Origin of the sequence: Amycolatopsis sp. 505 (assembly GCF_031625235.1) — a bacterium.
Lineage (GTDB): Bacteria > Actinomycetota > Actinomycetes > Mycobacteriales > Pseudonocardiaceae > Amycolatopsis.
In genome coordinates, this window is record NZ_JACKQP010000005.1 from 579,977 (window position 1) to 601,966 (window position 21,990).

At 72.6% G+C, this 21,990-nt stretch carries 16 protein-coding genes; 12 read left to right on the forward strand and 4 right to left on the reverse strand.

The annotated features are described in order from the left end of the window. Window positions 1–63: 63 nt before the first annotated feature. Together H5965_RS22025 and H5965_RS22030 are read right to left on the reverse strand one after the other, a co-directional pair. A complete protein-coding gene (locus H5965_RS22025) occupies window positions 64–3,198 on the reverse strand; it encodes a LamG-like jellyroll fold domain-containing protein (RefSeq protein WP_310971927.1) in 3,135 nt (1,044 codons plus the stop codon). Between the two features lie 102 nt (window positions 3,199–3,300). Then, window positions 3,301–4,320 (reverse strand): aldo/keto reductase, encoded by a 1,020-nt coding sequence (locus H5965_RS22030; RefSeq protein ID WP_310971928.1) that lies wholly within the window; start codon window positions 4,318–4,320, stop codon window positions 3,301–3,303. 148 nt (window positions 4,321–4,468) lie between these two features. On the opposite strand from H5965_RS22030, the gene H5965_RS22035 reads away from it, so the two are divergent. After that, window positions 4,469–5,311, forward strand: a complete 843-nt coding sequence (locus tag H5965_RS22035) for a helix-turn-helix transcriptional regulator (RefSeq protein ID WP_310971929.1) — start codon at window positions 4,469–4,471, stop codon at window positions 5,309–5,311. Window positions 5,312–5,426: 115 nt separating this feature from the next. Here H5965_RS22035 and larC read toward each other — a convergent pair whose 3' ends face one another. Together larC and larB are read right to left on the reverse strand one after the other, a co-directional pair. After that, window positions 5,427–6,611, reverse strand: a complete 1,185-nt coding sequence (larC, locus tag H5965_RS22040) for a nickel pincer cofactor biosynthesis protein LarC (protein ID WP_310971930.1) — start codon at window positions 6,609–6,611, stop codon at window positions 5,427–5,429. Further along, window positions 6,608–7,297, reverse strand: a complete 690-nt coding sequence (gene larB, locus H5965_RS22045) for a nickel pincer cofactor biosynthesis protein LarB (protein ID WP_310971931.1) — start codon at window positions 7,295–7,297, stop codon at window positions 6,608–6,610. The genes larC and larB overlap by 4 nt, the downstream gene beginning before the upstream one ends. A 147-nt stretch (window positions 7,298–7,444) precedes the next feature. Between larB and H5965_RS22050 the strand changes: the two genes are divergently transcribed. From H5965_RS22050 to H5965_RS22100, 11 genes are all read left to right on the forward strand, one after another. Further along, window positions 7,445–8,269 (forward strand): asparagine synthase-related protein, encoded by an 825-nt coding sequence (locus H5965_RS22050; RefSeq protein WP_310971932.1) that lies wholly within the window; start codon window positions 7,445–7,447, stop codon window positions 8,267–8,269. Window positions 8,270–8,486: 217 nt separating this feature from the next. Beyond that, complete coding sequence (locus H5965_RS22055; protein ID WP_310971933.1) at window positions 8,487–10,316, forward strand: BTAD domain-containing putative transcriptional regulator; 1,830 nt, start codon at window positions 8,487–8,489, stop codon at window positions 10,314–10,316. Between the two features lie 216 nt (window positions 10,317–10,532). Beyond that, the gene (locus H5965_RS22060; RefSeq protein WP_310971934.1) at window positions 10,533–12,197 is read left to right on the forward strand and encodes a class I adenylate-forming enzyme family protein; all 1,665 of its coding nucleotides are present in this window, start codon (window positions 10,533–10,535) and stop codon (window positions 12,195–12,197) included. Between the two features lie 26 nt (window positions 12,198–12,223). After that, on the forward strand, window positions 12,224–13,261 hold the full coding sequence (gene aroF / locus H5965_RS22065) for a 3-deoxy-7-phosphoheptulonate synthase (protein WP_310971935.1): 1,038 nt from the start codon (window positions 12,224–12,226) through the stop codon (window positions 13,259–13,261). Window positions 13,262–13,285: 24 nt separating this feature from the next. Continuing rightward, window positions 13,286–15,211 carry an FAD/NAD(P)-binding protein gene (locus tag H5965_RS22070; RefSeq protein WP_310971936.1) on the forward strand — a complete coding sequence of 642 codons (1,926 nt, stop codon included), beginning with the start codon at window positions 13,286–13,288 and terminating at the stop codon, window positions 15,209–15,211. After that, the gene (locus tag H5965_RS22075) at window positions 15,208–16,518 is read left to right on the forward strand and encodes an adenylosuccinate lyase family protein (RefSeq protein ID WP_310971937.1); all 1,311 of its coding nucleotides are present in this window, start codon (window positions 15,208–15,210) and stop codon (window positions 16,516–16,518) included. Before H5965_RS22070 ends, H5965_RS22075 begins: the two co-directional genes overlap by 4 nt. Beyond that, window positions 16,515–17,603, forward strand: a complete 1,089-nt coding sequence (locus H5965_RS22080; protein WP_310971938.1) for a branched-chain amino acid aminotransferase — start codon at window positions 16,515–16,517, stop codon at window positions 17,601–17,603. Before H5965_RS22075 ends, H5965_RS22080 begins: the two co-directional genes overlap by 4 nt. Next, complete coding sequence (locus tag H5965_RS22085; protein WP_396136924.1) at window positions 17,573–18,196, forward strand: DsbA family protein; 624 nt, start codon at window positions 17,573–17,575, stop codon at window positions 18,194–18,196. The genes H5965_RS22080 and H5965_RS22085 overlap by 31 nt, the downstream gene beginning before the upstream one ends. 10 nt (window positions 18,197–18,206) lie before the next feature. Continuing rightward, on the forward strand, window positions 18,207–19,475 hold the full coding sequence (locus H5965_RS22090) for an ATP-grasp domain-containing protein (protein WP_310971940.1): 1,269 nt from the start codon (window positions 18,207–18,209) through the stop codon (window positions 19,473–19,475). Between the two features lie 49 nt (window positions 19,476–19,524). Beyond that, window positions 19,525–20,742: an ATP-grasp domain-containing protein gene (locus H5965_RS22095; protein ID WP_310971941.1), complete on the forward strand. Its 1,218-nt coding sequence runs from the start codon at window positions 19,525–19,527 to the stop codon at window positions 20,740–20,742. After that, window positions 20,739–21,980, forward strand: a complete 1,242-nt coding sequence (locus H5965_RS22100; protein ID WP_310971942.1) for an MFS transporter — start codon at window positions 20,739–20,741, stop codon at window positions 21,978–21,980. The genes H5965_RS22095 and H5965_RS22100 overlap by 4 nt, the downstream gene beginning before the upstream one ends. The last annotated feature ends 10 nt before the right edge of the window (window positions 21,981–21,990 follow it).

The following is a 21,990-nucleotide window of genomic DNA, read 5'->3' on the forward strand; positions in this document are numbered from 1 at the left end:
GGGCAGCTCGTTCCCGACGACGCGGGTGCCGCGCCGGACGGCACCCGCGTCGCCGGAGGAGCGTCAAGAAAGCCGGGCGACCTCCGTGTCCGTCAACGCCCGGCCGGCGACGTGGACGTCGTCGACCGCGCCGCTCCAGGAGTCGACGTTGCGGCCGTCGTACTTGGCGCGCCCGACCGTGAACGCGCCGGTGCTGACCAGCGCCGGTCCGGCCGGGGCGGTCGCGACCCGCACGCCGTCCACGTAGAGCCGGATCTCGCCGCCGGCCCGCACTCCGGTGAGCTCGTACCACCGGCCGATTTCCGGCACGACCTCGTACCGGGCCCGGTTGCCGCCGGGCGTGCTGAACGCGAACGCGCCCTGCCCGTACTGCAGGTAGAACGGGCTTTCCCGCTCCCGGCCGTCCTGGCTCACCGCGGTCGCGTAGTTGCCGGGCAGCTGGTCGAGCCGCACCTTCGCGGACACCGTGTAGTCGCCGGTCGTGTCGACGACCGGGCCGTAGGTGTCGGCGGAGCCGCCCGTGAACTGCAGCGCGCCGTCCTTGAACGCCACCCCGGTCGGGGTGAGCGTCAGCGGGTTGCCGCCGCCGCTGGCGTCCTTCGCGGTGGTTCCCCGGCGCTCGTCGAGGTTCCAGTCGCCCTGGCCCGCGTACGGGTAGGGCTTGCCCGCGTTCGCGCCGGCCTCGATCACCCGCCGGTTGATCTCGCGGACGGGACCCGGGTCGACCTTGATGCGCTTGCGGTCGTAGGTCCAGAGCCCGTTGAGCTCGCCTTCCAGGTCGGTGACCTGCGTGTACACCGACGCCGACAGCTCGGCCCGCGCCTGCCCGAGGTAGAACGTGCGGGTGTTGTCGACGTACTTCGCCGTCAGCGCCGCCTTGTCCGCCACCCCGCTGTAGATCGCGATCGGCGCGCCCGGCCACTGGTGGCCCGGCGTGCGCAGGGTGAAGCCGCCGTGCTCGCCGTCCATCGCCACGCGCTTGCCGTCCGGACGAGCCGGGTCGGTGTTGTTGTAGTCGTGGTGGTCGATGACGTCGCCCGCGCCCGAGTCACCCTTGGAGGCGCAGCAGTTCACCCCGCTGTGGGCGTTGACGATCCGGCTCGGGTCGGCGGCCTTGACCTGGTCGGTGATCCGGCCGGTGGCGGTCTTGTCCCACTCGCCCCAGCCCTCGTTGAACACGATCCAGGCGTAGACGGAAGGGTAGTTCTGCAGTTGGTGCATCTCTTCCAGGCCCTGGCTGAGCCACGCCTGCTGCGCCGCCGGGTTGTTGCCGTCCTCGACGGACACGAAGTCCTGCCACACCAGCAATCCGAGCCGGTCCGCGTGGTAGTACCAGCGGGCGGGCTCGACCTTGATGTGCTTGCGGACGGCGTTGAAGCCGAGGTCCTTTTGCGCCTTCAGGTCGAAGACGAGGGCGTCGTCGCTCGGCGCGGTGTTCAGGCCGTCCGGGTAGAAGCCCTGGTCCAGCTGCATCAGGGAGAAGAACGGCTTGCCGTTGAGGGTCAGCTTGGGCACGCCGCCGACGTTCGTGATGCCGGTGGACCGCATGCCGAAGTAGCTCTTGACCCGGTCGCCGCCCAGCTTGATCTCCAGCTGGTACAGGTACGGGTCGTCCGGCGTCCACAGGTGCGGGTTCGGCACCGCCAGCTTCAGGTTCGCGTTCGCCGGTCCGCTCACCGTGCCGACCGGCCGGCCGTGCGCGTCCTTGGCGACCGCCGTGATGGTGCCGTTGCCGGCGGACTTGACGTTCAGCGCCAGCGAGTTCGTCGTGAGGTCGGGCGTCGTCTTGATCTCGTCGATGCCCCGGTCCGCCACCGGCTCCAGCCACACCGTCTGCCAGATGCCCGACGACGGCGTGTAGAAGATCCCGCCGGGGTTGGCGGACTGCTTGCCCTTGGGCTGGTACGGGCCGGTCGTGTCGGTGACGGCGACGACGATCTCCTGCTCGCCACCGCGCTCGAGCGCGTCGGTGATGTCCGCGCTGAACGCCGTGTAGCCGCCGGTGTGCTCCGCGACGAGCTTGCCGTTCACCCACACCTTGGCCTGGTAGTCGACCGCGCCGAAGTTGAGCTTGAGGCGCTGCCCGCCACCGATCTTCCAGTCACGCGGGACGGTGACCGTGCGGCGGTAGAACATGTGGTCCTCGTGCCGTTCGAGCCCGGACAGCTGCGACTCGATCGGGTAGGGCACGACCACCTTCTCGGGCAGCCGCTTGCCGAACGTCGGTTGCTGGCCCTCCTTGGCGGCCGAAAACTCCCACGGGCCGTTGAGGTTGAGCCACTTGTCGCGCTCCAGCTGCGGCCGCGGGTACTCCGGCAGCGGGTGGCGCGTGTCGACGTTCTCGCCCCACGGCGTCCGGAGCCGTTCGGTCGACGCGTTGGCGACGATGCGCCCGGCTTTGCCGACCTTCGTGCCGTTCACCGCGAGCGCGCCCGCGCCGTCGTAGTAGAGCGTGACCCGCTGGCCCTTCAGGACTTCCTCGGCCAGCTGGATCGTCGCCCGGGTGCGGTTGGTCGCGATGGACGAGACCGGCATCGGCGTCGCGTCGACCTCGATGCGCAGGTGGTCCTTCAGGTCGCTCGTCCCGGAGACCCGGCCGGCGAAGTCGGCCGTGAGCGTACGGCCGTCCTGGGAAACGTCCGCCGTGCGCGGCACGACCGCGAAGTCGGCCGGTGGCGTGAACGCCGACAGCGGCACGATCTGCTTCGCGATGCTCCCGCTCGACCAGCGCAGGAACATGTTGGCGCCGCCGGTGTCCTGGAACATCTCCAGCTTGAAGTCGTATTGCTTGCCGGCGGTCAGCGTGACCGGCGCGCTGGTCTGCTCCTTGTCCCAGTCGCCGACCCAGTGGTCGATCACCGGTGCGCCGTCGAGGAACAGCCGGAAGCCGTTGTCGCCGATGGCGTAAAACGTGTAGTCGCCGGTCTGCGGCACGGCGAGCTGCCCGGTCCACCGGGCGGTCGTGTTCTCGGTGCGCCCGGCGACCAGGCCGAAGACCGAGGTCAGGTCGGGGTGGTCGACCTCCCCGTCGAGCGCGGTGCCGGCCAGGTTCGCGAAGTCGTGCGCCCCCGGCGCCGAGGGCGTGAAGTATTCGGCCTTCAGGCCGTGCACGGGCTCGGCAGCCCCGGCGGGTGGCGTTCCCGACGCCACGCCCAGGGCCACCAGCAGGGCGAGGAGGACAGTAGCGGCTCTTCTCATCGGCGGGGACCTCCACTTTTACAACGTTGTAAAACGCTCCGGGGAGATCCAATCAGATAAATCGGACTCCTGTCCAGATCGCCTTGGTCCGCGGGCCCGGCCTCAGGCCGCCGACCGGAGCCCGGCGGGGCGCCGCCGGAGAGCGGTCTCGAGCAACGCCGGGGGCCGGTACTCCTGGTCCAGGGGGGTGACGTCGATGCCCGGCGGAACGATCTCGTCGATCCGGTCCAGAACTTCGTCGGACAGTTCGACGTCGGCTCCGGCCAGGAGGTCGTCGAGGTGGGCCATGGTGCGCGGGCCGAGGAGCGCGGCGGTGACGCCCGGGTGGGCGATGGCGAACGCCATCGCCAGGTGGGTCAGGGGCAGCCCGGCCTCCCGCGCGAGCGGGACGAGTCGTTCGACGACGTCGATGCGGCGTTCGTCGGAGAGGTGGCGGGAGAACCGGACGCGCTTGAGGTCGTTGCCCCCGCCCTTGCGCACCCGGCCGGTCAGCATGCCCTGGGCGAACGGGCCCCACACCAGGACGCCCATGCCGTACTCCTGCGCGAGCGGCAGGACCTCCCGTTCGATGCCGCGGTTCAGGATCGAGTACGGCGGTTGCTCGGTGCGCAACCGCTGCAACCCGGCGCGTTCGGCGGCCCACTGGGCCTGGACGATCATGGAGGCGGGTGTCGTCGAGAAACCGATCACGCGCACCTTGCCCGCCCGGACGAGATCGGTCAGGACGGACAAGGTTTCCTCCAGGTCGGTGTCCGGGTCGGGCCGCTGGAGCTGGTAGATGTCGAGGTGGTCGGTGCCGAGCCGGCGCAGGGAGTTCTCGACGGCGGTGGTGATCCAGCGGCGGGAGCCGCCCTGCCGGTTGGGCCCCGCGCCCAGGGGCAGCCCGACCTTGGTGGCCAGGACCACCTCGTCGCGGCGGCCCTTCAGGGCCTTGCCGACGATGTCCTCGGAATCGGCGTAGCGGTCGGCGGTGTCGATGAGGTTGATCCCGGCGTCGATCGCCTTGTGGATGATCCGGACCGACTCGTCCGGCTCGTTGCCCATCTGGCCGGCGAGCATCAGCGTGCCGAGTGCGTAGGGGCTGACTTCGATCCCGGTCCGCCCGAGTTTGCGGTACTTCATCGACGTGCTCCTCCGGTGCCGGCCGGCGGGGCGATCCCGCCGGCCGGAATCCACCTTCCGCGCGCTCCCGGAGATCGACCAGTACCCGCCGCAGCCGGTGGATCCGGAGTACCAGGACGGGACGCGGCCGACCGCCGATACTGGGGAGATGACCGGAACCACCGATCTCGGCCGGGCCCTGCATGCATGGCGAGACCGCACGAAACCCGCTGAGGTCGGCCTGCCGGGTGACGGCCACCGGCGCGCGCCGGGCCTGCGGCGGGAGGAGCTCGCCCTGCTCGCCGGCCTGTCCGTCGACTACATCGTGCGGCTCGAACAGGGCCGGTCGGTCAACCCGTCCGCCCAGGTGCTGTCCACGCTGGCTCGGGCGTTGCGGCTGACGGCGGCGGAGCGTGCGCACCTGTTCGTTCTCGCCGGTCAGGCCGTGCCCGGCCCGGGACAGGTGTCCGACCACGTGCCCGCGGGCGTCCAGCGGCTGCTGGACCGGCTGACGAGCACCCCGCTGAGCGTGTACGACGCCGCGTGGAACCTCATCACGTGGAACCCGCTGTGGGCCGCGCTGTTCGGCGACCCGCCCACCCCGCACGACTTCCGGCGGAACGCGGTGTGGTGGTCCTTCGTCGAGCCCCCAGCCGGCTACCCCCAGGCGGTGGGCCGGCAGGCGGGACACCGCACGGCCTTCGTGTCCGACCTGCGAGCGGCGTCGGCTCGCTACCCGAAGGACGCCGGCCTGGCCGCCCTGATCCACGAGCTCCGCAGCGCGAGCGGCGACTTCGCGGACCTGTGGGACTCCGGCGTGGTGGGCGAGCACAAGCCCCTGACCAAGACGGTCCGGCACGCGAGCGTCGGGGAGATCACCCTCGACTGCGACATCCTCGCCGCCCTCGGAACTGACCTGCGGATCATGGCCTTCACCGCGCCGGAGGGCAGCGACACCGCCGAGCGGCTGCGGCTGCTGGAGGTCATCGGCGTCCAGGCGCTGACCCCGTGACAGGCCGAGGCCGGCCGCCGCGGATACCGGATCGCCTCCCTGGCGCGGGCGGTGTCGACCGTCCGGAGTGGATCCCGAGTCCCGGGCGACCCGGCCCGGGGCGTGGACAACCCGGTCAGGAGCCCGCGGCCGCGCGGACTTCCTCCAGGACTCGCCGCAGCGGCTGGCCGGTGGCGGCCGCGGCGGCTTTCACTTCCTCGTACTCCGGCTGGGCCGTCACCACCACCCCGTCGAGGTAGCCCCGCTTCACGCTCACCGGGCGGCCGCGGTAGTCCACCGTCACGCTGTCGCGCGGCAGTGACCGCCGCTCGGTGGGGGACAACCGCACGCCCAGCGTCGACGTGTGGGCGAACACCGCCGCGCAGATGCCGTCCACGCGGTCGTCCGCCGCCAGGGCCGTGAGGACCATGCCCGGCCGGCCCTTCGGTGTCGTCACCGGGGCGCACCACGCGTCGGCCGCGCCCGCGGTGCGCAGGGCCGCCAGGACGTCGGGCCACAGGCGGGGATCGAGGTCGTCCACCGTGGTCTCGATGACGGTCATCTTCGCGCGTGCCCAGGTCCGGTCCGGCTCCGCGGCCGATCCGATGACCACCCGGACGATGTTCGCGTGGCCCGGTGGATCGGCCGTTCCCGCGCCGACGCCGACTCCGGCCGGCACGCAGGCCGGCATCGGGCCGTACGCGTCCGCCAGCGTGACGAGCAGCGCCGCCCCCGTCGGCGTGCACAGCTCCCGGGCGGCGGGGTGCGCGGCGACCGGGGCGCCCGCCGCGGTGAGCAGCGCGAGCACCGCCGGTGGGGGCACGGTGAGCCGGCCGTGCGCCGCGGTCACCGTGCCGCCGCCGACGGCGATCGGCGACACCGTCACGGTCGCCTCGAGCAGGCCGAGGGCGTCCAAGCCGAGCGCACAGCCCACGATGTCGGCGATCGCGTCCAGCGCGCCGACTTCGTGGAAGTGCACCTGGTCCCGCTCGATGCCGTGCACGGCGGCTTCCGCGTCGGCCAGCGTGCCGAACACCCGCGTGGCGAAGCGTTCCGCGGCACCGGAGAGCGCGGCGGACGCGATCAGGTCGAGGATCTCCGGGAGGTGGCGGGCGTGCCGCGTCTCGGGTGCCTCGACCACGACCTGGCGCGCCCGCAACCCGTGCCGCCGCACCACCTGCTCGGTCAGCCGGATGCCGTCGACGCGCAGCCGGGCCAGGCCGTCGACGATCCCGGCGAAGTCGGCGCCCGCGTCGACCAGCGCCGCCAGCAGCATGTCGCCGGCGCAGCCGTTCCCGGCGTCGATCCACGCGACGGTCACGGTGCCACCGACTGCCGGGCGACGCGGGCCGCGGCGACGCCCGCGCCGAAGCCGTTGTCGATGTTGACCGTCACCACGCCGGGGGCGCAGCTGTTCAGCATGGTCAGGAACGCGGTCAGGCCGTCGAGGTGCCAGCCGTAGCCGACGCTCGTGGGCACGGCGATCAGCGGCGTGCCGCACAGTCCACCGAGGACGGTGGGCAGCGCCGCCTCCATCCCGGCGATCGCCACCACGGCGTCGGCGCCGGCGATCCGGTCGCGTTCGGACAGCAGGCGGTGCAGCCCGGCGACGCCGACGTCGACGACGAGATCCGGCTCCGCGCCGAACACGGCCACCGTCGTCGCGCATTCGCGGGCGACGGGCAGGTCGGACGTTCCCGCGCAGACCACGGCCACCCGGCCGCGCGGTGCCGGTGCGGTCCCGAGCGTCACCGTCCGGCCGGTGTCGTCGACCGCGGCCTCCGGCAGGCGTTCCCGGCACAGCGCTCGCGCTTCCGCCCCGACCCGCGTGGCGAGCACCGCGCGTGCGGGATGGGCTTCGTGCAGCCGGGCCAGCGCGGCCGCGATCTGCTCCGGCGTCTTCCCCGCACCGAACACCACTTCCGGATCCCCGGTGCGCGCCGCCCGGTCGAGATCCAATCGCGCGAAACCCAGATCGGCGGTCGCCGCCGTAACCCCAGTCGTCACCACCCGCGAGACGTTAGCGTTCCGGCGCGCCGTATGTAAACTGTTTCGGGGGATGCCGTCCGAATCCGGTAATGGAGTTGGGGGAAAAGTGCTGTTCTTCGGCCGAAAAATGATCACCGCGAACGTACAACCAGCAGGAAAACAGTAATGCGCGCCGGAATCGGAGATCGGCTGCTGGCCCGCGTACGCGAGCTCGGGAGCGTCGCGGTCGCCTTCTCCGGCGGCGTCGACTCGGCGCTCGTGCTGGCCGCGGCCGCGCGGGCCCTGCCGGCCGGACGCGCACTGGCGGTGATCGCCGACTCGCCCAGCCTCGCGCGGGCGGAACTCGAGGCCGCGCGGGGAGTCGCGGCCGGTCTCGGCGTCGAACTGGCCGAGGTCGCGACCGCCGAGCTGGCCGTGCCCGGGTACCGGGACAACGCCGGGGACCGCTGCTACTTCTGCAAACAGGCGGTGCTCGGGGCGGTCGGCGACCTCGCGCTCCGGCGCGGGTTCGCGCACGTCGCGACCGGGACGCACGCCGACGACCACCGCGCGCTGCACCGTCCGGGCCTGCGTGCGGCCCGTGAGCTGCACGTCGTCGAGCCGCTGGCCGAAGCCGGGCTGGGCAAGGACGACGTCCGGGCGCTGGCCGCCGCGTGGTCGCTGCCCGTGGCCGGCAAGCCGTCGACACCCTGCCTGGCGTCACGTATCTCCGTGGGGGTACCCGTCTCTTTAGGAAGGTTGGGTCTGGTGGAACGCGCCGAGATCGCGGTGCGCGCGCGGCTGGCCGAGGCGGGGATCCGCCCCGGTGATCTGCGCGTTCGCCTGCTCGGTGCCGGGTTTCGGGTGGAGGTGGATGGTCCGGCGCACGCGGCCGTCGAAGCGCGGCCGGGGCTCGCGGCCGCGGTGGTCGGCGAGCTCGGTGGCCTCGGCCTGAGCGGCCCGGGCGCGGTCACCGTCTATCGTGCGCCCGCACTCGCGCCGCCGCCGTAGCGACCATTCACTTCGCGCGTTCGATGTAGTCATTTGTGCCGTCATCGAACGACGCGGGAAAGCCGGATCACCGAATGCGGCGCTATCGTGTTGGCTTTGTTCGGAAAACACCGTGTCGATTTTTACGTCTCGCTGAATGCTTTCTTCGGCTAAGTTTTCCGGTTCGGCGGGCGCTGCCGCGTACGGTGGCCGCACGCTTACGGTGGGGGAGGATCGGATGTACTTCGAGTTGCTCGGCACCCTGCGGGTCCAGCGCGACGGGGAGCGGGTGGACCTCGGCGGCCCGCGCCAGCAGCGGCTCCTGGTGATGCTGCTGCTCAGCGCGAACAAGGTGGTCGGCGCCGACCGCTTGCTGGAGGCCATGTGGGACGGTGAGCCGCCGGTGACGGCGCGAAGGCAGCTGCACAACGCCGTCGCCGCGCTGAGACGCAGCTTCGGGACCGCCAAGCACCTCGTGGTCAAGGACGGTCCCGGGTACCGCATCACCGTCGACCCGCACGGCGTCGACGCCCACCGGTTCACCGCGATGGTCGCGTCGGCCTCCGCGGCGGCCGCCGCCGGGCGGGCCGCCGCGGCCGTCGAGCTCTTGGAGGCGGCCCTCGCGCTCTGGAACGGGCCCGCGCTGTCGGGATTGGACAACCCCGTGTTCGAGATCGCCGCCGCGCGGTTCGAGGAGAACCGGCTGACCGCGACCGAACGGCTCGCCGCGCTGCGCCTGGACGGCGGGGAGGCGTCGGCGCTCGTGCCGCAGCTGGGCGAGCTCGTCTCGCGGCACCCGCTGCGGGAGGAGTCGCGCAAGCTGCTGATGCTGGCCCTGCACCGGTGCGGGCGGACGGCCGACGCGCTCAACACCTACGAACAAGGCCGCCGGATGCTGCGCGACGAGCTGGGTGTCGACCCGGGCGCGAGCATCCGCGAGCTGTACGAGCGGATCTTGCGCGACGACCTGCCGAAGCGGCGGCCCGAGCCCGCTCCGGGCCGGTCGTTCCTGCCGTACGACACCGCGCACTTCACCGGCCGCGCCGAGGAGCTGCGGTCCCTGTCGGTGCACCGGTCGGCGGGAACCGCGCTGAGCATCCTGGCCATCGACGGCATGCCCGGCGTCGGCAAGACGACCCTGGCCGTCCGGCTCGCCCACCAGCTGGCGCACCGGTTCCCGGACGGGCACCTCTACCTCGACCTGCACGGGCACACGGCCGGCCGGGAGCCGCTCGAACCGGACGCGGCGCTGGAGCGGCTGCTGCTGGACTTCGGGCTCGCGCCGGACCGGATCCCCCGCGGCTGCGGCCAGCGCGCGGCGCGCTGGCGCGCGGAGCTCGCCGAGCGGCGGGTCCTCGTGGTGCTGGACAACGCCCTCGACGCCCGCCAGGTCCGTCCGCTGCTGCCCGGCACGGGAAAGGCGCAGGTGATCGTCACCAGCCGCCGCCGGCTGGCCGGCCTCGACGGGGTGACGGCCCGTTCGCTGGACGTGTTCGGTCCGCCCGACGCGGTGGCGCTGTTCACCCGGATCGCCGGCGCGGACCGCACGGTGGACCGGGCGGACGCGGTCGCGGAGGTGGTGGCGCTCTGCGGGTACCTGCCCCTGGCGGTGGCGATCGCGGCGTGCCGGTTCCACAACCGGCCGGCGTGGTCCCTCGAGGACCTGGTGTTCCGGCTGCGCGACCGGGTCACGCGGCTGGCCGAGCTGAGCCTGGAGGACCGCGGCGTGGCGTCGCGGCTCGAGGTGTCCTACGGGAGGCTGCCGGCCGGGCAGCGCCGGCTGTTCCGGGTCCTGGGCGCGACCACGCGCCCGGGCGAGGAGTTCGACGCCGCCGACGCGGCGCGGCTGGTGGGCCGGCCGGTGCCGGAGGCGGAGCGGTCGCTGGAGGCGCTGTTCGACGCCCACCTGCTGCGCCAGCGGGCGGCGGGGCGGTACCACTTCCACGACCTGGTCCAGGAACACGCACGGACGAAGGTGGAAGAACCGGAGCTGGGCGACGGGCTGCTGACCACGTTCGGCCGGGCCACGCTGGCCCCGGTCGGCGACCTGGAGTGCAGCCTCGGCTGAACCGCCCGGCCTGCCCCGATCCGTCCGCAGCCGACCGGCTCCGGACGGTTTTCTTTTGCCGCCGGTGACCGGGCGACCTCGCTGTGCGACTCCGATATCCGTTGTGCTGCAACGCCCTCGTCGCTGATGCAGCACCGATGCGTCTCCGATGGACACACCCGGCACGCTCGGCGGTGGAGTCGAAAAGCCCGCGGTCCCGCTGCAGAAAGTGATGCCATGGAGTTCACGCACCAGACCGTCCTGAGCCCGGAACTGCGGGCGCAGGTCCTCGCCGACCCGAGCATCGGCGGCGGGAACCTGCTGCCCGCCATGCTCGAGCTCAACCCCCGCCCGGACGAGCCCTTCATCCATTCGCTCACGCCGATCCCGTACACCGACGGGGAAACGAAGCACTGGTTCAGCCTCCGCGACCTCGACCACCTGGTGCAGAGCTGGTCGGTCTGGTACCTGGAGCGGGGGGTGCGGCCGCACGACCGGGTCGCCGTCTTCCCGCCCGACTCCCTCCAGTACTTCCTGCACCTGTCGGCACTCGCGCAGATCGGCGCGATCTCCATGCTCATCAACAGCAACGCCAAGCGCGACAGCGCCGTCGCGCTGATCGAGCGCAGCGGCGCCACCGGCCTCTACACCGACGCCGAGCGGCTCGCCCGGATCACCCCGGACCTCGACCGGCTGAACCTGGACTGGGTGCACACCGACCAGTCCGGGCCGCCGTCGGCGGTGCTGCCGGACGCCGACCGGTTCCGGCACCACCCGGACGACCCGGTCGGCCTCATGCACTCCTCCGGCACCACCGGCCTGCCGAAGCCGGTCATCCACACGCACAAGACCATTTTGGACGGTCCAAAGTGGCGTGCGGTGAACTATAAGGAGGAGCCGGATGCGCTCATCCTCAACGCGCTCCCGCAGTCGCACCAGGGGTGTGTGTCCTTCAACGCCTACGCCGTGCTGGGCGGGCAGCCGATGGTCGTCCACCGGGACGTCTCCGGCGCCGAGCTGGCCGAAGCCGTCGAGACGCACCGGCCGACCATGGTGATGGCCTTCGGCCACGCCTACCCGGAGCTCGCGGCGATCGAGACGCCGAAGGGCGCGCTCGACTCGGTGAACATCTGGGTGTCCATGGCGGACGCCATCCACGAGCGGCACCTGAAGGACATCCTCGGCCGCCGGTCGCCGGAGCTGCCGCCGGCCGCGTTCCTGGACCGGCTCGGCACCACCGAGCTGGGCTGGGGCGTGCTCATGCAGCCGCGCACCCTCGCGACCGAGCGCAACGACCGCTGCGTCGGCAAGTCGGTCGGGTTCGCCGAAGTCGCGATCGTGCGGGAGAACGGGACGCTCGCCGAGCCGTACGAGTACGGCCTCCTCGGCGCGAAGCCGCCGTCGATGACCGTGGGCTACTGGGGGAACCAGGACACCTACTACCGCAGCAAGCTCGCCGGCTACTGGCTGACCGGCGACATCGCGTACCGCGACGAGGACGGCAACTTCTACCAGGTCGACCGCGCGGTCGACGTCGTGCACACGGCCGCCGGGCCCGGATATTCGGTGCTGATGGAGGAACTGATCCTCAACGAGGTCGCCGGCATCGAGGACTGCACCGTGGTGGCCGGTGGCCACGACGGGGAACACCTGGCCGTGGCCGTCGTGACGGGCCGGGACGTGGACGCGGAGAAGGTGCTGTTCGCGGCCAACGAAGCCCTGCGGGCCAACGGGAAACCCGAACTGGCCGTGGTCGAGGTCGCCACCGGCGGCGACGACTTCCCGCTCGGGGTCACCGGCAAGTCGCTCAAGCGCTTCCTCCGGGACAAGTACAAGGACCTCGCCGTGCACGTCCGCGACCGCCGGGGCAAGACCCTCGCCGCCGTCGACGCGCTGGCGTGAACCCCTCTCGAGAAGAGACGATCGCCGTGACCGACCAAGACTTCCTGCTCGTGTTCGATGAGACCGTGACCCCCGCCGGGGTCGGCGTCTGGCTGCGGTACCTGGAGTCCGCGGGCGTGCCGACCCAGCTGTACCGGCTCGGCGCCGGGCACGTCCTGCCGGTGTCCGGAGTGGACGGGGACGGGCTGCTCGCCGCGGCGCCGGACCTGCCGCCGCCGACCCGGTGCGTGCCGCGCGGCGGCGAGGCGTGGCTGGGCCGCCGGGAGCTCCGCCCGGCCGGCACCGCGGTCTCCCTCGGCCCGGCCACGATCGGGGACGGCTCGGTCGCGGTGATCGCCGGCCCGTGCGCGGTCGAGACGCCGGAGCAGATGCTCGCCACCGCGGAGCTCGTCGCCGAACACGGCGCCGTCGGCCTGCGCGGCGGGGCCTTCAAGCCGCGCACGTCGCCGCACGCGTTCCAAGGCCTCGGCTTCAGCGGCCTGGAGCTGCTCACCGAGGCGAGGGCGAAGACGGGACTGCCGTTCGTCACCGAGGTCGTCGACCCGGAACACGTCAAGCGGCTGGCCGAGGTGGTGGACGGCTTCCAGATCGGCGCGCGGAACATGCAGAACTTCGCGCTGCTGAGCGCGGTGGGCCAGAGCGGCCTGCCGGTGGTGCTGAAGCGCGGGTTCGGCTGCACCGTCGAGGAAACCCTGTCCGCCGGGGAGTACCTGCTGCTCGAAGGCAACGACCAGGTGGTGCTGTGCGAGCGCGGCATCCGCACGTTCGAGCCGTCGTCACGGTTCACGCTCGACCTGACGGCGGTGGCGCTGTGGAAGCAGCGCACCCACCTGCCGGTCATCGTGGACCCGAGCCACTCGGGCGGCCGGCCGGAGCTGGTGGAGCCGCTCTCGCTCGCGGCCGTCGCGGCCGGGGCGGACGCGCTGCTGATCGACGTCCACGTCCGGCCGGAAGAGGCCCTGTGCGACGCGAAGCAGGCGCTGCGGCCGGAGCAGTTCGCCGGGCTCATGACCCGCCTCGCCGGCGTCGCGGCCGGGCTCGGCCGGAGCCTGCAGAGACGCTGACCAAATCACCGGGAGTGGGAGACAGTGTTCGGGGAGACGTCGGAGATCGCGGTGGTCGGGCTCGGCCCGCGCGGGTTGTCGGTCGCGGAACGGGTGAGCGCCAACGCCGCCTCGCTCGTGCCACCCGGCCGCCGGCTGGTGGTGCACCTCGTCGACCCGCGGCTGGCCGACGGCGGCCAGGTGTGGCGCAGCACGCAGGACCGCCTGCTGCTGATGAACACCGTCGCCGGCCAGGTGACCATGTTCGTCGACGAGACGGTCGACTGCGCGGGCCCGGTCGTGCGCGGTCCCAGCCTGTACGAGTGGGCGCGTTCGATCGCCCTGCTCGGCAGCCCGGACGTCCCGGACGCCGTCCGGGCCGAAGCCGAGGTGCTCGGCCCGGACGACTACCCGTCGCGGGCGTTCTACGGCAGCTACCTGCGCTGGACGCGGCGGCGGATCACGCGGACGGCACCGCCGTCACTGCGGTTCGTGGCCCACCAGACGCGGGCGGTCGACGTCCGGGACGGCGACGCCGGCCGCCAGGACGTCGTGCTGGACGACGGCACGGTCCTCGCCGGCCTGGCCGCCGTCGTGCTCGCGCTGGGGCACCAGCCGCACGAGCTCACCCCGGCCGAAGCGGAGCTGAGCCGGTACGCGGAGCGCCACGGCCTGCGCTACTTCGGGCCGGGCAACCCGGCCGACGAGCCGACGGACGAGGTGCCCGCGGGGGAGCCGGTGCTCCTGCGCGGGATGGGCCTGAACTTCTTCGACCACCTGGCCCTGCTCACGCTCGGGCGCGGCGGCCGGTTCACCCGCGAGCCGGGTGGCGCGCTGGCGTACGTGCCGTCCGGACGGGAACCACGGCTGGTCACCGGATCGCGGCGCGGGGTCCCGTACCAGGCGCGCGCCCGCAACGAGAAGGGCGCGTCCGGACGGCACGAACCGCGGTTCCTCACCCCCGCGGTGATCGAGCGGCTGCGGGACGGCGCCGACTTCCGCCGGGACGTCTGGCCGCTGATCGACCAGGAGGTCCGCACGGTCTTCTACGCGGCCCTCGTGCGGGAGCGGGGGTGCGAATGCGACGCCGAGGAGTTCACCGAAGCGTTCGCGGCGGCCGGCCCCGCGGAGGTGCTCGCGGATCCGCTGGCGGTGCGGGAAACCGAGGCCCAGCGGATCGTGCTGGCCAAGTTCGGGCTCGACCGGAGCTGGGACTGGCGGACGGTCGCGGCGCCGTACTCCGCCGCCGACCTCGCCTCGACGGCGACGTTCCGCAGGTGGCTTCGGTCCTATTTGGACACCGAACTGGCCGAGGCGCACCAGGGCAACGTGACCGGCCCGCTCAAGGCGGCCACCGACGTGCTGCGCGACCTGCGCAACGAGATCCGGCTGGCCGTCGACCACGGCGGGATCTCCGGCGCCTCCTACCGCGACGACCTGCGGCGCTGGTACATGCCGCTCAACGCGTACCTGTCGATCGGGCCGCCCGCCGAACGCGTCGAGCAGTTCGGCGCGCTGCTGGACGCGGGCGTGCTCGAGGTGCTCGGCCCGGACCTGCGGATCGAAGGCACCGGCGGCCGGTTCGTCGCGTGGTCCGCCGCCTGCCCCGACGTCGTCGTCCGCGCGAAGTCGCTGATCGAGGCGCGCCTGCCGGACACCGACCTGCGGCGCACGACGGACCCGCTGCTGCGGACGCTGCTCGCCCGCGGCGAATGCCGCCCGTACCGCATCGGCGAGTTCGAGACGGGCGGGCTGGCCGTCACGCGGCGGCCGTACCACGTGGTGGACGCGGAAGGCCGGCCCCACCCGCGGCGGTTCGCGTTCGGCGTCCCGACCGAGGCGGTGCACTGGGTGACCGCGGCGGGCATCCGGCCGGGTGTCAACTCGGTGATCCTCGGCGACTCCGATGCCATCGCGCGGTCGTGCCTGGGGCTCGCGGTGGAACACGACGACCTGGGGAGGACCGCATGAGTGACCTGCTCGCGCCCGCGTGGGCCGCGACCGGCGCCGGGGCGCTCGTCGACGACCACGCGCTGCTGACCGCGATGCTCGACGTCGAGGCCGCCCTCGCCGAAGCCCAAGCCGAGCTGGGCGCGATCCCCGTGACCGCGGCGAAAGCCATCCGGGCCGTGGCCGCGTCCGACCTCGACCCGCAGGCCATCGCCGCGGGAGTGCGCGAGACGGCGAACCCGGTGGTCGCGTTCGTCGCCGGGCTCACCGCCGCGGTCGACCCGGCCGCCGCCGAGTACGTCCACCGCGGCAGCACCAGCCAGGACATCCTCGACACGGCCTTGATGCTGCTCTGCGCGAGCACCCTCGACCGCGTCGAGCGGGACCTGCTGGCCACCGCCGGGACCCTGGCCGGGCACGTCCGCGCGCACCGGGACACGCCGATGGCCGGGCGCACCCTGACCCAGCACGCCGTGCCGGTCACCTTCGGGCTCAAGGCGGCGACCTGGCTGCACCTCGTCCTCGACGCCGTCGAGCGGGTGCGCCGGGCGCGCGCGGACCTGCCGGTCTCGCTCGGCGGCGCGGCCGGGACCCTCGCCGCGTACGAGGAATACGGACCCGGCTCGCTGGAGCTACCCGACCGCGTGGCGCAGAAGCTCGGCTTGGCCCCGCAAACCCTGCCCTGGCACGGGATCCGCACGCCGATCGCCGACGTCGCTTCGGCACTGCTGGTCACCACGGGCGCGCTCGGCAAGATCGCCGCGGACGTCCTCGTGCTGGCGCGCACCGAGATCGGCGAGGTCACCGAGGAGCGCGCGCCCGGGCGTGGGGCGTCCTCGGCGATGCCGCAGAAGCACAACCCGGTGTTCGCGACGCTGGTGGCGACCGCGGCCCGGCAGCTGCCGCCGCTCGCCGTCGTCCTTTTCCAGTCGATGACGGCCGAGGACGAACGGTCCTCGGGCGGTTGGCACGCGGAGTGGCAGCCGCTGCGGGACGCCCTGCGCAGCACCGCCGGGGCCGCCGCGAACGGCGTCCGGCTGGCCGAGACGCTGCGGGTGCACCCCGAGGCGATGGCGGCGAACCTGCGGCTGACCCGGGGCGCGATCGTCTCCGAACGCGTCACCGCCGTCCTGGCCCCGAAGCTGGGCAAGGCCGCGGCCAAGCGCCTGCTGACCGGGGCCACCGCCGAAGCCGAGCGCACCGGCGCGGAACTGGCCGGCCTGCTCGACGTTTCCCCCGGCCTGCTGGACCCGGCGGGCTACACCGGACTTTCCGGCCCGCTGGCCGACCGGGCCCTGGCCCGCTTCGAACGCGAGGAGCGACGATGACGACCCTGGACTTCGCCCGCGAGCGGCGGGACCCGATGCCCGCCGAGCAGCGCGAAGAACTCCTGCGCATGCCGGGCTTCGGCTCGCTCTACTCCGACCACATGGTCACCGCCCGGTGGACCGCCGGCCGCGGGTGGCACGATGCCACGAGCCGGCCCCTCGCCGCGTTCTCGTTGCACCCGGCCACCATGGCGTTCCACTACGGACAGACGATCTTCGAAGGGCTGAAGGCGTTCTGGCGCCCGGACGGGAAGCACGTCCTCTTCCGGCCGCGCGACCACGCGGCCCGGTTCGCGCGCTCGGCCCGCCGGATGGCCATGCCCGAGCTGCCGGAGGCGGACTTCCTCGCGGCCGTGGAGGCACTGCTGAGCGTGGACGGCGACTGGGTGCCGCGGACGCGGGGGCACAGCTTCTACCTGCGGCCGTTCCTGATCGCCAGCGAGACGCACCTGTCGAACCGGCCCGCCGAGGAGTACCTGTTCGCGGTCATCGGCAGCCCCGCCCGGCCCGCTTCGGCGGAACCGGAGCCGATCCGGCTGTGGGCGTCCCCGGAGTACGTCCGCGCGGCCGACGGCGGCACCGGCACGATCAAGTGCGGCGGCAACTACGGCGGGTCCTACCTGGCGCAGCGGGAGGCCGCGGCGCACGGCTGCCACCAGGTCGCCTGGCTGGACGCGCGCGAACGCCGGTACGTCGAGGAAGTGGGCGGCTCCAACCTGTTCTTCGTCGAAGGCGACCGGCTCGTGACGCCGCCGCTGAGCGGGACGCTGCTGGCCGGGGTGACCCGCGACTCGATCCTGCGGCTGGCCGTGCGGCTCGGGTACGGCGTCGCCGAAGAGCCGGTCACGCTCGAAGACTGGGAGCGTGGGTGCCGCGAAGGGCGTATCACCGAGACGTTCGCGTGCGGCACCGCCCGCGCGCTGGCTCCGGTCGGGCACGCGGTCACGCCGGAGGGCGAGTGGGCCGTCGGCGACGGCACCACGGGCCCGGTCACCCGGCATCTGCTGAACACGCTGCTGGACATCCAGTACGGCCAGGCGCCCGACGAGTTCGGCTGGCTGCACACCCCGGAGAGGAACCCGTGAAGATCGACTTCTACTTCGACCCGGCCTGCCCGTTCGCGTGGATCACCTCGCGGTGGATCCTCGAGGTCGAGCCGCACCGGGACCTCACCCTGCGGTTCCGGGTGATGAGCCTCGGCGTGCTCAACGAGGACCGCGAGCTCGAGCCGTGGTACCGCGAGTTCTGCGACCGCTCGTGGGGCCCGGTCCGGGTCTGCGTCGCCGCCGCCCAGCAGCACGGCGAGGAGGTGCTGCGCGACCTCTACACCGCGCTCGGCACCCGGATCCACAAGGGACGGAACAAGGACTTTCCCGACGTCGTCGCGCAGGCACTGGCCGAGACCGGCCTGCCGGCCGGGCTCATCGACGCGATGGAGAGCACCGAGTACGACGAAGCCCTGCGCAAGAGCCACGCCGAGGCGCTCGCCCCGGTCGGCGCCGACCTCGGCACGCCGGCGATCCACGTCGACGGCACCGGCTTCTTCGGGCCCGTGCTCAACGCCATCCCGCGCGGGCAGGACGCCGTCGACCTGTTCGACGGCGTGGTCGCGCTCTCCCGCAACCCGCACTTCTTCGAGCTGAAGCGCGCCCGGACGCCGGGCCTGGACTACGAATGAGGGAACGGCCATGAGACGCATCGGGTTCGTCGAGTCGAACCGGTCCGGGTCCGGGTTCGACGCCCTGCGGGCGGCCCGCCGGCTGGGGCTGCACGTCACCTTCTTCAGCTGCGGCCTGGACCGCTACCACGCGACGCCGGGCGGCACCGAAGTGCTCGAAACGTGCGTCGACGAGGTCGTGACCTGTCCGACCCACGAGCTGGAACCGCTGCTGGAGGCGGTGAAGGCGGTCGATGCCGCGAAGCCGCTCGACGCGCTGCTCTCGGTGGCCGAGTACGAGGTCATCCCGGCTGCCGAGGCGGCCCGCCAGCTCGGCCTGCCCGGCCCCGATCCGGCCGCCGTCCGGATCGCGCGGGACAAGGCCGCGCAGCGGCGGCGGTGGGCGGACCGGGGCGTGCCCGTCCCGGAGTTCCGCGTCGTGACGACCGCCGAAGAGGCCGTCCGGGCCGCCGAAGAGATCGGGCTGCCGTGCGTGGTCAAAGCCGTGGACGAGACCAGCGGTGCGCACGTCGTCCGCTGCACCACGCCCGACGAGGTCACCGGGACGTTCACGGCGATCCGCTCGGCGACGACCAACCGCCGTGGTCAGGCCCGCTCACCCGAGGTGCTCGTCGAAGAATGCCTCGTCGGGTTCGAGGTCAGCGTGGAGGTCCTGGCCGAGGGCGGGACCGTCCGCGTGCTCGGGGTGACCGACAAGATCCTCGGCGGGCGCAACCGGTTCATCGAGCTCGGGCACAGCTTCCCGACCGCGCTGCCGGACCCGGTCCGGCGCGAGCTGGAGTCGGCCGCCGTGGCCGCGACCACGGCCGTCGGCTTCGACCTCGGCCTCGCGCACGTCGAAATCAAGTACACCGGTTCGGGCCCGAAGCTCGTCGAGATCAACCCGCGCCCGGCGGGCGACCGGATCACCGAGCTGATGGACCACAGCTTCGGGTGGTCCACGATGGAGCTGCTGATCCGCCAATACCTCGGCGAGTCCGTCGGCGACGTCGTGACCGAGCCGCAGGGTGGCGCGGCGATCCGTTACCTCACCGCCGATCCCGGCGTCGTGACGGAGGTGACCGGCCGGGTCATCGCCGCCGCGCTGCCCGGGGTGCGCGAGGCCGTCGTGTCCGTGGGGTCCGGTAGCCGGGTGGATCCGTTGCGGGTCAACGAAGACCGGGTCGGGCACGTCCTGGCGACGGCCGGTGACGCCTACCTGGCGGGCCGGATCGCCGAGGCCGCCGCCCAGCAGATCGTGGTCGGCACCCGCGCCGATGCGCCGCCGATGGTGCACTGATGGCCGCGTCGGCGAGGCTGGGCCACTCCGAGCCCGGACAGGAGCAGACATGCCGAACCTCGTGATGGTCATGCCCTACAAGGCGTACCTCGGCAAGGCGCGGGCGGAGGGCTTCCGGATCACCGCCATCTGGGACCCGGCCGAGGCCGCGCGCCTGTTCGGCGCGGCCGCCCCCGAGTACCTGAAGGAGGTCGAGGGCCTCGCCGAGAGCCTGTGGCTGGTGGACTTCACCGACCGCGCGGCCTACGCCGAAGCGATCCGCGCGGCCGTCCGGGACACCGGTGCCCGGCACGTCTGGCACGTCGGCAGCGAGGAAAGCATGCAGCTCGCCTACGAGGTCGCCGACGAACTCGGCGTGGCGGTCAACTCACCGCGGTCGGTGGTCCTGCTCAACGACAAGCTCGCCATGCGGACCTTGTTGCGCGACAAGGGCATTTCCACCGTCCGGTTCGCCGTCGCGGACCGCTGGCAGGACGTCGAACGCCTGCTGGCGGGCTTCACGCTGCCGGTCGTGGTGAAGCCGGCCGCGCTGTCGGCCAGCCGCGGGACGCGGCTGCTCACCGGCCCCGCCGAGCTGCCCGGGTGGGGCGACGAGCTGGCCGCGCTCGCCTACTCCGGGCCGCTGCTGGTCGAGGAGTACCTGCGCGGACCCGAGTTCAGCGTCGAGACGATGACCGTGCGCGGCGAGCACCACGTCCTCGGCGTGACGCGCAAGCTGCTCGGCCCGCTGCCGCACTTCGTCGAACGCGGGCACCTCTTCGGCGAACCCGAGACGGCGCGGACGCGAGCCGTCGCCGCGCTCGCGGTCGAGCTGCTCGACGCGGTCGGCTACCAGTGCGGACCGGCGCACACCGAGGTGATCCACACCGCGGACGGCCCGCGGATCGTGGAGTCGCAGGCCCGGCTGGGCGGGGACAAGATCCCGGACATCATCGGGCACGCGCGCGGCTTCGACGTCAAGCGCGCGATGTTCGCCGCGCTCGCCGGGCGGACGTCCCTGCCGGAGCCGGGTGGCCCGGTCGGGCACATCGCGTACTTCTCCTTCCCCCCGGGAATCCTGCGGTCGGTGACCGGGCTCGACGCCGCCCGCGCACTGGACTACGTGGACACCCTGACCTTCCCGTTCGCGCCCGGCGACGTCCTGCCGGAGACGGTCAGCTCGAAGACCCGGCACGGGTTCGTCATCCTCACCGGCTCCGCGAACGCGGCGGAGGCCCAAGCCCGCGCGGACCACGTCCGCGCCCTGATCGAAGTGGAAGTCCGATGAGGACCTTCTTCGCCCTGCACCGCAACGTCCGGGTCCGGATCGGCCTCGCGTTCGTGCACAAGCTGATCGACGCGATGATCCTCACCTTCATCGCGATCTACCTCGCCGCGCACGTCGGCGTCGCGGTCGCCGGCGCGCTGATCCTGGTGTTCGCCGCGTTCGCGGTGGTCGGCATGCTCGCCGGCGGGCACCTGTCCGAACGCTGGGGCCGCCGTCCGGTGCTCGTCGTCGGGGACGTCGTCGGCACCGGGTTCCTCGCGTTGATGGCAGTTGCCTACTACGCCGGTTGGGGCGCGCTCGCCGTCTACTTCAGCTACGCCGTCGTCAAGTTCGGGACGAACCTCGCGCTGCCCGCCAACGACGCGACGATCATCGACGTCACACCGCCGGACGAGCGCAAGTTCGTTTACACGGTCAACTACTGGGTCATCAACCTCGCGCTCGGCACCGGAGCGCTGCTCGGTGCCTTCCTGTACAGCACCCACTTCGGCGCGGTGATCCTCGGCGGCGCGATCGGCATGGCGTTCGCCCTCACCGTCACCGTCACGCTCGTGGCGGAGACCAAGCCGGAGACGCCCCGGCCGGCCACCAAGCTGACCGGGGTCGCCCAGTTCGTCCAGGGCTACCGGGTGGTGCTGGCCGACGCCACGTTCCGCCGGCTGATCATCGCCGCCACGCTGATCCTGACCCTCGAAGGGCAGCTGAGCACGGCGATCGGCATCCGGCTGGCGACGGACTTCCCGGTGCAGCCGGTGTTCCCGTTCGGCGAAGTCACCGGCGTGGAGATGCTCGGCGTGCTCAAGGCGGTCAACACCGTCCTGGTCGTCGCGTTCGCGCTGGTGGTCAACACGCTGCTCAAGCGGATGCCGGACCGCGCGCGCCTGTACGCGGGCATCACGCTGTACGCGGGCGGGTTCGCGGTCCTCGCCGTCACCGACGACGCGTGGCTGCTGCTCGTCGCCGTCGTCGTGCTGACCGCCGGGGAGCTGATGAACCTGCCGGTGCAGCAGGCCCTGCTGGCCGAGCTGGCCCCGGACGACGGCCGGCCGCGGTACCTGGCCGCCTACTACCTGCACATCCGGTTCGGCCAGATCGTCAACTCGATCCTGATCAGCCTGAGCGCGATCGTCAGCACGCAGGGCATGGCCGGGATCTACCTGCTCTTCGGCGTCGTGATCATCCTCCAGTACCGCGTGATCCTGGCCCGCCGCGCGACGCCCGTCCCGGTCTCCGCCTGAAACCCCTGGA